The 13,134-nt window shown below is 31.8% G+C and carries 12 protein-coding genes; 9 read left to right on the forward strand and 3 right to left on the reverse strand.

The genetic code is table 11. From position 1 onward, the window contains the following. Position 1: 1 nt before the first annotated feature. Together BMY33_RS15555 and hemL are read left to right on the forward strand one after the other, a co-directional pair. Complete coding sequence (locus BMY33_RS15555) at positions 2-865, forward strand: glucosaminidase domain-containing protein (protein WP_091410235.1); 864 nt, start codon at positions 2-4, stop codon at positions 863-865. Positions 866-871: 6 nt separating this feature from the next. Next, positions 872-2,158: a glutamate-1-semialdehyde 2,1-aminomutase gene (gene hemL / locus BMY33_RS15560; RefSeq protein ID WP_091410237.1), complete on the forward strand. Its 1,287-nt coding sequence runs from the start codon at positions 872-874 to the stop codon at positions 2,156-2,158. Between the two features lie 59 nt (positions 2,159-2,217). Here the strand turns inward: hemL and BMY33_RS15565 are convergent, their stop codons facing one another. After that, positions 2,218-4,707 carry a zinc-dependent metalloprotease gene (locus tag BMY33_RS15565; RefSeq protein ID WP_091410239.1) on the reverse strand — a complete coding sequence of 830 codons (2,490 nt, stop codon included), beginning with the start codon at positions 4,705-4,707 and terminating at the stop codon, positions 2,218-2,220. 165 nt (positions 4,708-4,872) lie between these two features. On the opposite strand from BMY33_RS15565, the gene BMY33_RS15570 reads away from it, so the two are divergent. Next, entirely contained in the window at positions 4,873-6,177 is a 1,305-nt protein-coding gene (locus BMY33_RS15570; protein WP_091410241.1) for a glycosyltransferase family protein, read from the forward strand. Here BMY33_RS15570 and BMY33_RS23805 read toward each other — a convergent pair. Further along, a complete protein-coding gene (locus BMY33_RS23805) occupies positions 6,153-7,661 on the reverse strand; it encodes a hypothetical protein (protein WP_091410242.1) in 1,509 nt (502 codons plus the stop codon). The genes BMY33_RS15570 and BMY33_RS23805 overlap by 25 nt on opposite strands. A gap of 179 nt (positions 7,662-7,840) precedes the next feature. On the opposite strand from BMY33_RS23805, the gene yiaA reads away from it, so the two are divergent. From yiaA to BMY33_RS15605, 6 genes are all read left to right on the forward strand, one after another. After that, the gene (gene yiaA, locus BMY33_RS15580) at positions 7,841-8,317 is read left to right on the forward strand and encodes an inner membrane protein YiaA (protein WP_091410244.1); all 477 of its coding nucleotides are present in this window, start codon (positions 7,841-7,843) and stop codon (positions 8,315-8,317) included. 125 nt (positions 8,318-8,442) lie between these two features. Then, complete coding sequence (locus BMY33_RS15585) at positions 8,443-9,210, forward strand: tetratricopeptide repeat protein (protein ID WP_091410246.1); 768 nt, start codon at positions 8,443-8,445, stop codon at positions 9,208-9,210. 32 nt (positions 9,211-9,242) lie between these two features. Further along, positions 9,243-9,530 (forward strand): hypothetical protein, encoded by a 288-nt coding sequence (locus BMY33_RS15590; protein WP_091410248.1) that lies wholly within the window; start codon positions 9,243-9,245, stop codon positions 9,528-9,530. Between the two features lie 85 nt (positions 9,531-9,615). Beyond that, positions 9,616-10,899, forward strand: a complete 1,284-nt coding sequence (locus tag BMY33_RS15595; RefSeq protein WP_091410249.1) for a DUF2157 domain-containing protein — start codon at positions 9,616-9,618, stop codon at positions 10,897-10,899. Between the two features lie 11 nt (positions 10,900-10,910). Further along, complete coding sequence (locus BMY33_RS15600) at positions 10,911-11,462, forward strand: GDYXXLXY domain-containing protein (protein WP_091410251.1); 552 nt, start codon at positions 10,911-10,913, stop codon at positions 11,460-11,462. A gap of 73 nt (positions 11,463-11,535) precedes the next feature. After that, positions 11,536-11,880, forward strand: coding sequence for a DUF6515 family protein (locus BMY33_RS15605; protein ID WP_091410252.1), 345 nt, complete (start codon positions 11,536-11,538; stop codon positions 11,878-11,880). Positions 11,881-11,959: 79 nt separating this feature from the next. Here BMY33_RS15605 and BMY33_RS15610 read toward each other — a convergent pair whose 3' ends face one another. After that, the gene (locus tag BMY33_RS15610; protein ID WP_091410254.1) at positions 11,960-12,577 is read right to left on the reverse strand and encodes an SPOR domain-containing protein; all 618 of its coding nucleotides are present in this window, start codon (positions 12,575-12,577) and stop codon (positions 11,960-11,962) included. Positions 12,578-13,134: the final 557 nt, after the last annotated feature.

Below are 13,134 nucleotides of genomic sequence, written 5' to 3' on the forward strand. Positions count from 1 at the left end.
TATGAACGTGAGGAGAATTATAACGTTGTTTTGTGTTGCTACATTCATTGTTTCCTGTGGAGGTAGTAAAAAAGCAACTACTTCTAGAAGAACCAAAACTGTTTCTAGAAAAACTGAAGTAAAAAGAGAAGTAAAAGAGGTTAAAGAAGAGGTAACAAAACCGAAAAAGCCGCTTACTACGGTTTCTTACAAAGAAAAAGTTCAGAATTATATATTTGAGTATGTAGGTATTGCCAAGCACGAGATGACCCAGTACGGTATTCCTGCAAGTATAACATTAGCTCAGGGGATTTTAGAATCAGGTGCTGGTTACGGAGATCTTACCAGTAAGGCAAAAAACCATTTTGGGATTAAATGCCATGATTGGACAGGTGATAGAGTGTATCACGATGATGATCGATCTCAGGAATGTTTTAGAAAATATGAAGAAGCAAGTCACTCCTTTAGAGATCATTCTTTGTTTTTAAAGAATAGAAAACGCTATGCGAAACTTTTCACCTACAAGCAAGATGATTATAAATCTTGGGCATATGGATTACGTGCAGCTGGTTATGCAACAGATAAGAAATATCCGGTTAAGCTTATAAGTATTATAGAGCGGTATGAATTGGATAAATACGATGCAGAGGTTTTAGGAAAATCGTATACTGTTACAGAGAAGAAGAAACCTAATGTTAGAACAGCTACTAAATCAAAAAATGGTGAGTATGTGGTTCAAAAAGGGGATACTCTATATTCAATATCTAAGAGGTATAATATGAAAGTTACTGAACTTAAGGCGTTTAATAATTTAAAAGATAATGGGATCGCTATCGGACAAGTGCTTAAGGTACAAGAACCAAGTGAGGATTCTGAAGAATTTTAATCCAATATGATTTATAAAAGAAGTAGTACTCTATTTAGAGAGGCTCAAAAAGTAATTCCGGGTGGAGTTAACTCTCCTGTTCGTGCATTTAAAGCAGTTGGAGGAGATCCAATTTTTGTAAAAGAAGCAAAAGGAGCTTATTTGTATGACGAAGATGGTAATAGATTGATAGATTATATCAATTCTTGGGGTCCAATGATTCTTGGCCACGCGCATCAGCCAGTTGTAGATGCTGTAGTCGAAAAAGCTAAGAAAGGAACCAGTTTTGGAATGCCAACAGAAATTGAAACTAAGATTGCTGAGTTGGCAGTATCGATGGTTCCTAATATAGATAAAATACGTTTTGTGAATTCTGGCACAGAGGCTTGTATGAGTGCGGTAAGATTGGCCAGAGGATTTACTAAGAAAGATAAGATTATTAAATTCGCTGGCTGTTATCACGGTCATAGTGATTCTTTTTTGATTCAGGCAGGTAGTGGTGCAGTTACTTTTGGAAGCCCAAACAGTCCTGGAGTTACAGAAGGTACGGCAAAAGATACGTTGCTTGCTAGATATAATGATCTAGGTAATGTTGAAGAAATTATTAATTCTAATAAGAATGAAATAGCATGTATCATTATAGAACCGGTAGCTGGTAATATGGGGTGTATTCCTCCAGTTAAAGGTTTTTTAGAAGGATTAAGATCCCTTTGTGATGCTCATAATATTTTGTTGATTTTTGATGAAGTAATGACCGGCTTTAGGTTGGCAAAAGGAGGCGTGCAAGAGCTATATGGAATTAAAGCTGATATTGTAACTTTTGGTAAAGTAATTGGAGGTGGACTTCCGGTTGGAGCTTTTGCTGCTAGAGAAGAAATTATGAATCATTTAGCGCCTTTGGGCCCAGTATATCAGGCAGGAACTTTAAGTGGTAATCCATTGGCTATGGCTGCAGGATTGGCTATGTTGACTGAGTTGCATGAGAATTCAAATATCTTTGATAGTATCGCAAAAAAGACTGAATACTTACATGAGGGTATTGCTAAAGCATTAATAGAAAAAAATATTGTGCATACTATTAACAGAGTAGGCTCGATGATTTCTGTTCATTTTTCTGAGAATCCTGTAATAGATTTTGAAAGCGCTGCAGAAGGTAATAATGATACGTTTAAGAAATTCTTTCATGGAATGTTAAACCAAGGGATATATATAGCACCGAGTGCATTCGAAACCTGGTTTATAACCGAGGCCTTAACTTACGAGGATTTAGATACTACTATAAAAGCAGTTTCTGCAATAGCAGAAAATTTATAAAATAAAAAGCCGATCTTATCTAGATCGGCTTTTTATTTTATAAATTATATTTTAATCTATTATTTTTTCGGATCCAATATTAGCGAGATTCTTTCGGCTGCATCCTGTAAGTGATATCTAGTCATTCTATTAGATGTTCGACCTATAGTACTATTTATATTTCTTTGTAAATTCTTTAATTCTGCTCTTACGATCGGTCTGATATCACTTTGTGATACATCCACATTAGTACGTCGCACGAAACGTCTAAAATTAGCAGGAATTGGTGTTTGCTCTTTTGTCATCAAGAATTCTAACCTTTCTAAGTATGCACGTTGTAAATTACGACGATATACATCAATTGTGGTTCCCGTTCGTAACTCTTTCCAAATACCAGATCGTAATTCTGTCATCATATCTATTAACGAATACGCATTAGTTGTATTTAAAGCTTCGTTTTCTATTAATCGTGCCATTCTACCTTGATCCAGTAAATTGTTTAATGTTCTAGTCTGAAAACTACGAACACGTTCTACACTACCTGCAGATTCTATTTTATTAAATATAGTCGCATCTAATAACCAGTTTGGAGTAGTAAATAACTGCTCTTGTAAAAATTTCATCGCACGTTTCTGATTTTCTTTAGTTACGTGTGTGTAAACAGCACCTTCTTGATCGTAGGTTTTGTAATATTCGTATACTCCACCAATATTAGAAGAAACATGCCCCATATATCTGTTGTATTGACTTAAAACTTGCCCATACATGGTTTGTAGATCATTATAATTTTTGCCATCTTCTGCTGTCCATTGGATTAGATTAGGGATAATTCTTTTTAAGTTAGCAATACCGTATGTACTTGCTTTTACAGCATCATCACCAAGATCTTCGGTTTGTGAGCTAGGGTCAATTACGCCAAATTGCTGTCTTCCAAAACGATATTTTGGATCATCAGCATGTTTTAATATCCAGCTATCTAAGGTTTTCTTTTCCTCTTTGGCAGTAGTTTCAAGAATTGGTCGGTACCCCCATTTGATAGAGTATTTGTCATAAATTCCGATTTCTGGCATTAATGCCACATCTCCATCACCTGGCTGTGCAATGTAATTAAAACGAGCATAATCCATAATGGAAGGTGCTGTTCCATACTTTTTTGTAAATGCAGGATCACGTAGTGAATCTACAGGGTATGCTACACTACTACCCATGTTATGAGGTAATCCCAACGTATGACCAACCTCATGTGAGGATACAAATCGGATTAATCGTCCCATAACTTCATCTTTAAAAGCGACTCCTTGGGCGTCTGGATTAATTGCTGCAGTTTGTACAAAAAACCAATTGCGTAGTAATGTCATTACATTATGGTACCAATTAATATCACTTTCTAAAATTTCTCCTGATCTTGGATCACTTACATGTGGTCCATTGGCGTTAGGGATAGGAGAGGCTAAATAGCGAACTACTGAGTATCTTACGTCTTCTGGACTCCAATCTGGATCTTCTTCTTTTGTTGGAGGATCTTTAGCAATAATGGCTTCTTTAAAACCAGCTTCTTCAAAAGCTATTTGCCAATCTTCAATACCTTGTTTAATATATTTCACCCATTTTTTCGGAGTAGCACGATCAATATAATAGACAATCTGTTTTTTAGGAACTACTAATTCACCTCTTTTAAATTTTTCGATATCTTCATCACGAACTTCTAATCTCCATCGATCTAAATATCGTATAGTTTTACTTTCTTGTGCATCTAGTCCATAATCAGTTTGTCCTCTTGCAAACCACCCTACTCGTTGATCAAACATTCTGCGTTTCATCTGTGTTTCTGGAAGTAAAATCATCGAATTACTCATTTCTAATGAAATAGTTCCTGTACTAGCATTAGAAGGAGGTGCTCCAGCATTATATGTTTTTACGTGTCGTGTTTCTATATTAAGAGGATAACTTCTTATTGAGTCGATATATGAAAGGCTAGCGTCTAGTCGAGTAATCTTAAATCGTTTTCTTCTTGAAGCTGGAAAACCAATGGCTTTTACATCTTTCTTAAATAAGTCTGTAACATCAATTACGGTTGCATTATTAACGGAATCTTTATGAAAAGCTTTTATTGGAAAGGAAAACAAAACAGGTTCGAAGTTAGAATTTTCGACTGCTTCATGAATTGGTAAAGAGTCCGCAGCATAAATCTGATGTGATACCACTCTTAGTAATACTTTTTTGTTCTTTCTTTGCCATCTAAGTACCTGTGTATTCTGTTTTCCGCCACCAAAACCAATCCCTGTAGCGGTTTTAGCAATTCTGGTTACCATCAACATCTCTCTGTTAAATAGTGAATCCGGGATTTCATAAAAGTATTTGTCCTCTATGTTATGAACAGTGAAAAGCCCTGGATCACTTTTAGCTTTTTTCGTGATAACCTCTTTATAAGGTTTAATAGCATTTTTGTCTTTACCAGGTTTTTTAGCTGCCGCGGTAGCAGGTTTTTTATTTTTTTTGTTTTGTAATGAAGAGCAACTGGAGAGAGTTACTGTAAATACCAATAAAAGGTATAATGTATTTTTGAGCATGAGTTAATTTTTATCGGCCGAAGATAAAGAAATAACTATGGCATAGTAGTGAAAGGAAAGTTAAAGCCTAAAATCAAGGCAATTAGTATTTTTTCGATTGCTAATTTCTACTTTTCACAATTAGAATAATTGCACTACATTTAATCCGGAATTATAAAATTGTTTATGCAGTACACTTTGCTTCATCGTTTGCTTAGAATATTTTTATATTTATTTGTTTGCATCTATGTTGTTTGGGTTGGAGTAGTTGTAGAGCCAGATACTATGAGTTATGTCGGCCTTTCTTTGATTACACCGCCGGGATATGGAACTTTTCTTTTCGTTTTTAGAAAATTATTTGGTGAAGATAATTATTACTATATCATTGTATTTGTTCAATTAATTCTGTGTTTTGTTTCCTGTGTATATGTGGTCAGAACAATCAAAAAAGTATTTGATTTAGATTATCGATTGATATTGTTGATTGAAGTTATGTTATTGGCTCCTGTGATTATTCCGGAATATTTGACTGTAAATCGTATTGTGACACAAGGATTGGCTTATCCTTGTTTTTTAATGATCTCTGCGTTTTTGATACAATATTTATTTTTGAGCGATAAAAGAATGATCACGCTATTGTTTTTAAGTGTTTTTGCGGGATTATTGATACGAACGCAGTTTTTCTTTATACTACCGATATTATTTTTAATTCTTGTTTATCGATGGTATATAAGTAAAAATTTCAGGCAATATTTAATTCCTATAATATTCTTATTACTGATGCCAATACTGGTTTCTGTAACTCAGAAAACCTTTCATTATGTGGTACACGGTAAATATATTAATATTTCTAGTACAGGACTTCAGGTAATGATTATGCCATTTTTTGTAGCTGATGAAGAGGATTATCAAATTTATGAAGATTCTAAAGTTCAGGAGTATTATAAACATATGTACTCTATAGCTTACGAACGTAAACTTTTAGATGATTTTTATATGCCTGTAAATGATAATGTATTCCATCATTTTGATTATAATTTTGTGAATATATCCTATGGTGTATTTTCAATCGAAGGTAGGAGGTTTTTAATGCCATCAGACCCGGATTCTCTTGAAGCTTTAATTGCTAATGATGTAATATTAAAGAGAATGTGGTTGCCGTTGTTATTTGATAATTTTTGGAAATGTGTTGATCTTTTTTATAAAAATGTAGCACATGCTTTTGGGGGGTTTTATATGATATGGTTATGTCTTTTATTATTGATAAGTTCATTTTATATTTGGATAAAAAGAAAAGAAAAACTTGGTTTGCTTGCTTTCGTATTCCTGTTGTTAACTTTTAGTAATGTGTTGTTGATTTGCGTTGTTCAGCATAGTATTGGTAGATATTTGATATATCATCAATGGATGTTGCCTGTACTATTTATTTTGTTGTTAGATCTAATTATTAAGCATAAAAATAAAGTTCAAGTCGAGGGTGAGTCTTTTTGAGGTTGATGCACAACTTGTAATGTAGTTTTATATAAATCTAATTGTAATACTTTTGCTTTTAACCAGGCATAAAAACTCATTACAAAAATATCCTCTTGATCTGGGTTATTTTGAATTAAAGAATGTTCTATTTTTAATAAAAACGCTTCCGTTTTTATGGTGTAACTATTGAAATAGAAGCTGGTTGCCAAAGATAAAAACTCCAAAACTCTATTTTCGTTATTGTCCATTAAGTAAGAACGGTGTTTTTTTCTAAAACTTTTCATTCTAGAAGTTACTAAATCGAGATGATCTAATTCTATGTGTAATAATATTTCTGTTAGATTTTTTCTGATAACCCAAAGGGTTCCAGCCTTTTCTGTATACCAAACATCGCTATGGTGTAGTTCGTTTAGAAGCCTTAATGATTCTTTAAATCTAGATTGTTGGAAGTAAAAAACGACTTGTGTTAGTTTTAGATCTAAAACATAAGTAGTTTGATCTTTAAATTGGTTATAATTAAAATCTTCTAAAGATATTATTGCCTTTTTTGCTTCACCTGTGTAATTATCATTCAATACTTGTAATAGTTTTAATTGGGGAAGAAATCTTTTGTAATATTTCTCTTGCTGTTTTAGCATCTGTATTTCCATTTGTTTCAAGTATGTGTAAGAAGCCGTAAAATCTTTATTTCTGAAATAAGAATTTGCAACATAATATAATATCTGAATATGGTAAAATAAGTGTTTATCTGTAAGTTGTTCTTTGGAATCAATTTGTTGGTATGTTTTCTCTACAAAAGAAAGAAGTGAGTGAAAGTTCTGAGTAACATTTGCTGCTTTATTAGTAATGTCAAGAATTTTAAATAATGATCTAAAAGTTAAATCATTTGTAACTGATATTTCAAATGCTTTTAAAGATTCTTTAATGATCAGAGATATATTGTTACTATTTTGAGAAAGTTCTTTTTGGATATTGGCGTAAAAGAGATTTAGGTTTTCTTCTTGTCGTAATAAAGTTTGGTTTTCTTTAAGATCTTGTATTAAGGATGCTAAAGTTGTGTTTGGGTCTACGTGAGCATACTGAATTTTTGTGTAATGAATTTCGTGTAATACACTAAAAAGATCAAAGGTTTTTGCTTTTAGTTCGGCTTTTTTTATCGTTTTTAAAGCAATCTTATACTGTTTTTGTTCAAAGAAAATTCTACTTGCTAGTAGTAGTTTGAAAATCTCCATCTCTTCAGAAGTTTCGGTTTCAAAACTTTTGGTAGCAATGAAGTCAATAAGATTATCGTGTAACCTTTTGCAAAGCGCATGATAAGCACCTTTAGCACTTTTTCCATATATTTTTACATCTAAATCTTTGTGATTAGTTGATGAGTCTATAGCCCTAAACAGTTCAATGTTTTTGGTGTCATTTCTCTTGTTTTTGCTTTTTAGATAGTTGATAAAACTCTTTTTTTCTTCTGTAGATAAAGTAGCGATTATAGAAGAAATAGTATTCATTATATCGTAAGTGTGTTGTGGGTGAATATACTATAAATAAAGTATAAGATAATTAGAAACAACAAATATATCGTAAGTTTTTTGTGAAATTTGAGTTTTTAAATTCATCAAGTCGTCGCAAATTTGTCCTGTTCAAAACAAATAATTGAAATAAAATTTAATCATCAAAATTAATTATTATGGATTACAAGTTTAGCAACGAAGTAACAGAAGAAATTGTAAATGATCAAATTGATAAAAATGAAATCAAAGTATATGATCAAAAACCAACATCAGCTTTTATTGGGGCTTCTTGGGTAGCACTGTTTGCAGGTATGGTATCATTCTGTACAGGTTTATGGAATGCAGATATGTTACTAAATGAGAAAGGTTATTATTTCACTATCTTACTATTTGGATTGTTTTCAGCAGTATCTGTTCAGAAAAATGTACGAGATAAATTAGAAGGCTTACAGGTAACAGAGATCTATTATGGAATTAGTTGGTTTGCAGCGTTAGCATCGATTGTTTTATTAATTATAGGATTGTGGAATGCAGATCTAGATTTGAGTGAAAAAGGCTTCTACGGAATGTCATTTACGCTAAGTTTATTTGCAGCGATTGCGGTACAGAAAAATACGAGAGATAAAAAATTCATTGAGGCAAAAGAAGTGTAATTGGAGAGTAAATCAAAAGGAGGGACTACAATATTGTAGTTCCTTGTTTTGATGATTAGAAAAGGCAGCTACGGCTGTAGCTGCCTTTTTTTAGTATAGTTCGATAATGAATTAATAAGTTAGAAATGTATAAAAATATAGTAAAAGGAATTGTGTGTTTAATGTCAATAGCAGTTTTTTCACAAGATAAAGGGACCGCTATATACTTAAAAGGGAATGAAAATTTTAAAAAGGGGAAGTATAAGAAAGCGATAAAAAATTATACTCAGTTAATTGAAAAAATTGATGTAGATCTTGTTAAGAAAACGGGATATATTAATAGGGGATTATCAAGAGATAAGTTAAAGGAATATGATCTTGCTATTCTCGATTTTACAGAGGCTATAAAACTTGATAGTACCGATATGGCTTCTTTTGTTGATAGAGGGTTGTCTAAAATGCATGCAGGATATCTAGATCAAGCCAAAGAAGATTACAAGTATGTTATTGATAAAAATAGTAATAGTAAAATGATGGAAGCATCAATTTATTGGATAGCGAGAATTAACTATTCCCAGGGAAAATATCAAGAAGTGATTAAGAACTGTGATGAATACTTTAAAGTTAATTCTACGGACCCTGAGCTTTATTTTATTAGAGGAACTGCCAATGATGTACTTGGAAATTTTGAGCAATCAATTATAGATTATACAAACGCGATAGAATTTTACCCAAATTATTTTCAGGCATATGCGAATAGGGGTACTGCTAAGATTAATTTGTTAACCGGGAACGGCAATATTCAGCCTTCAAAAGAAGAAACAAAAAGTGCTTGTGAGGATTTAAAGAAAGCCAGAGACTTAGGTGATACTTCTATTGAAGACCTGATTTATATTTATTGTAAAAAGAAATAGAGTAAAGAATAAGTCATTTTTATCGATTCATAATGCAGAACTCCAAACAGAATTTAAAGAATAAACCAACTTTGTTTTTTATGATAGGGATTATTGTTTTTGTCCTAGGAATACCTTCTGTAATTTATGGACTAACTCTTAATGGCGGTGCTAGTTTAGGAGGAGTATTAATTTTAAGTGGAGTTATTCTTTTTATTCCTTTTTTTATAATCGATCGAATTTTGGTAAAGTGGATAAAGCCTCTCAAGCTTTCAATTTTAGAATTAATCTTTAGTTTAATTATTCTACTCTGTTATAATATTCAACAGATTAGTATCTAAGTAATAAGGTCATTTTGAGGGAGGTAATTTTTTATAAAATTAATTATTCCTTTTAAATAATTACAACTTTTTAATCATCAAAATTATGAGTTCAAAATTTAATAAAGAATTAAAAGAATTGGTGAGTGATCAAGTGATCTCATCGGAAATTGCAGATAAGATATCTCGATATTATGGTCAGAAAGAAGGAACTAAACCTAACAAACTGTTTACCATATTTGGGATTTTTGGTGCATTACTAATTGGGGCAGGTATTATTTTAATGTTAGCTCATAATTGGGATGATTTTTCTAGGCTAACAAAAACTATACTGGCATTTGTTCCTTTAGTTATTGGTCAGTCTATTGTTGGTTTTTCTATTTTAAAAAATAAAAGTCGCACTTGGAAAGAGGCTTCAGGAACTTTTCTGTTTTTTGCAGTAGGAGCTAGTATTTCTTTAGTAAGCCAGATTTATAATATATCAGGTGATCTAGGTTCGTTTCTAAAGACTTGGACTATACTATGTCTTCCATTAATTTATTTGCTTAGATCACATGCAGTAACACTTCTAGTAATCTTATCAGGTACATATTATGTAGCTGAGGTTGGTATATGGAGTTATAGAAACTACAGTATTCCTTGGTGGTATTTTATTTTTATGTTGGGAATCATACCGCACTATTGGTTAAAGATCAAGAATAATATATCAAGTAATGCAACGACAATTTTTAATTGGATTATTCCTTTAAGTATTACCATAGGTTTAGGAGCATTTATTAGAGGTAATGAGGAGTTGGGTTTTGTGATGTATATGACTCTTTTTGGGATTTTCTATAATATTGGTAGATTATCAATATTCAAAGAATTAAGGACACTTAGAAATGGATTCTTAATAATAGGCTCTTTGGGGACTATCATTTTACTAATGATATTTACATTTAAATGGACCTGGAAAGAGATGTATAATATAACTATGTATCAAGCACAAGAATTCTATGTTTCATTACTTTTAGTAAGTATAGCAATTTTCACTTTGGGATATATTGTTGTCAAAAAAGGTGTTAGATCTATAAATCTATTTCAAATTTCATTTCTAATATTCTGGGGATTATTCTTCTTACTTTCTGGTGCAGAAGTAATTCCTGTGATTTTAACTAATATATTGGTTTTTACTTTAGGAATTACAGCAATTAAGATTGGAACGGATAAGTTTAATTTCGGAATCCTTAACTATGGACTATTGATTGTTTCCATACTTATTATTTGTAGGTTTTTTGATACAGATATGAGTTTTATTATAAAAGGTTTACTATTTGTGATTGTAGGGGCAGGTTTTTTCCTTACCAATTATATGATGCTAAAAAAACAACAGAAAAAATCTAATTTATAAAAATTAAACCTATGAAAATCATTTATTTATTTATCCTTTTCGTTGTGGTGGCATTGGCGCAGATTTTTGTTCCAATTCATATGATCGTAGATAATGAGGATGTATTAATTTCAGGAACAGAGTATAAATTTAAAACACGGCCTATTGATCCTACGGATCCATTTAGAGGAAAGTATATCACATTGCAGTATGAGATGAATCACTTTGATACAAACGATACTACCTATGTAGTAGGGGAAGAGATCTATGTGTATCTTAATAATGATAATGAAGGATTTGCTGAGGCTTCGGAGATAAGTAAAGTACCTGTAGAAACTGAAAAAGATTATGTGACCGCTAGAGTAACATATTATTATAATGGTCAAGTGAATTTTCAACTTCCATTCAATACTTATTATATGGAAGAAACAAAAGCATATGATGCGGAGATGGCTTATGTCGAGGCAAATAGAGATAGTTTATCTAATAATATATATGCTTTAGTGTATATCAAAGATGATCATGTAGTTCTTAAAGATGTTTTGATAGATGATATGCCTATAAAAGAATATGTAGAAAAATAAAATATAGAAATTAGATTAAACCTTTCTTCATAATCTGGGTCATATTAATGAAAAACATTAAAAGAAGATTATTATGAAGACATTATTGAAAACATTAGTAATTGGCATTATGTTATTTACATTATCAACCTCTTGTGCGACTACGGTAAAAGTTAGTCCAGTGAATAATGCGGTGGTGACTAAGGTTCATAAGCCTAGAGTTTTAGTACATAAAAATGTAAGGTATTATAGAAATAATGGTGTCTGGTATGTAAAAAAGAATAGAAGATATGTAAAAGTTACAGCTCCTGCAGGTATACGTATAAGTACTTTGCCAAATGGATATAGGACCGTTAAAATTAGAGGAGTACGATATTATAAACACAAAGGGGTGTACTACAAAAAATCGGGAAGAACTTTTGTGGTAGTAAATGTGTAGTAAGTTTTAGATTGAGTTGGTTAGTTTAGTTAAGAAAATTCCTTGAGGTTTATTAGTAAAAAACCTCGAGGTTTTTTTGTTACCAAGCTTCTTCAATTTTTATGCGTTTTCCATTCTGATATGAGGCAATAAATGCTCCTCTAAAACCTAATCCAACTAATTCTCTACGGAATTTTTTAGCTTCAGATAAAGAGGCAAAATTACCAAGTGCATATTTATTAAAGCTTCCTGATTTGATTTGTTTGAAATTAACAAACTTATCAGAATATAGTGATAAATCTTTTTCTTCAAAAGCTCCAATCTGAACAGCGTATACTAGCTCTTGTTGTAAGGATGCTTTATTTTGTTCGTCATTCGTGTCACTCCCTGTTCCATTAATCTCTTGATCCATAGATAGATTCTTAATAGTCTCTTCGAGTTCAGCAATCTTATTCTTAAGAATGTCAGATTTTGCTTTAGATTCGCTTTTAGTGATTAGATTGTCAGAGGTGTTAAATTTCATGAAGTAAATCGTTCCCGCGACTCCCAAAAGGGCAATAATTCCAAGGATTATTGTAGCAATTTTAAATTTTCGACTACTTTCTTGTTCATCTCTAAGAGCTTTATTATGAGTGTAGTTAGTGGCTCTTTTTTCTTCTTTTGCATTGTCTATTTGGACTTGAAAATCCAGTAGTTCATCATCACTAATATAAGGCATGAGTTGTGGTTTTAATGTGTTCAAATATAGTTGATTATTGTTTTACCCAAAAATTAAATTACTGATAAACCGTAATCATTAGATTACATAGATGTGTTTTATAGATTTTTATCAAAGAAATCTAATCATAATAGATCTTGCGATTGGTGTAGGATTTTTTGTCAAAAAATAATAATAAATAACACATAAATGTGCTCCTGACGGTAATTGGTTACACGATGTCGAATACTTTAAAGATGTAGAAATATTATAAGCAATAGTGCGTTATCCTTTTTTCGGTAGTCTATTTCAATGATCTTCCCACCCTACCATTGAAGTAAGTTCCGGAACTATTACTATACACTAAACTTAACCATCGTGAACACAAATTTATCCTTATGGGTAGTGCATTTATTTTCCCCCAATTTATGGTCTAAAAAATACTTGTATTCCTTAATTATTCTTAAGGAATGTAGGATAGAATTTGAAAGTATACCCAGTACCCAAATCCCTATGAATACGTTTTTTGAATCCTTTAGTTCGAAAATTTGTTGCGGATTACAGTATATCTCTGTTGA

It is taken from the genome of Aquimarina amphilecti, assembly GCF_900109375.1.
Classification (GTDB): domain Bacteria; phylum Bacteroidota; class Bacteroidia; order Flavobacteriales; family Flavobacteriaceae; genus Aquimarina; species Aquimarina amphilecti.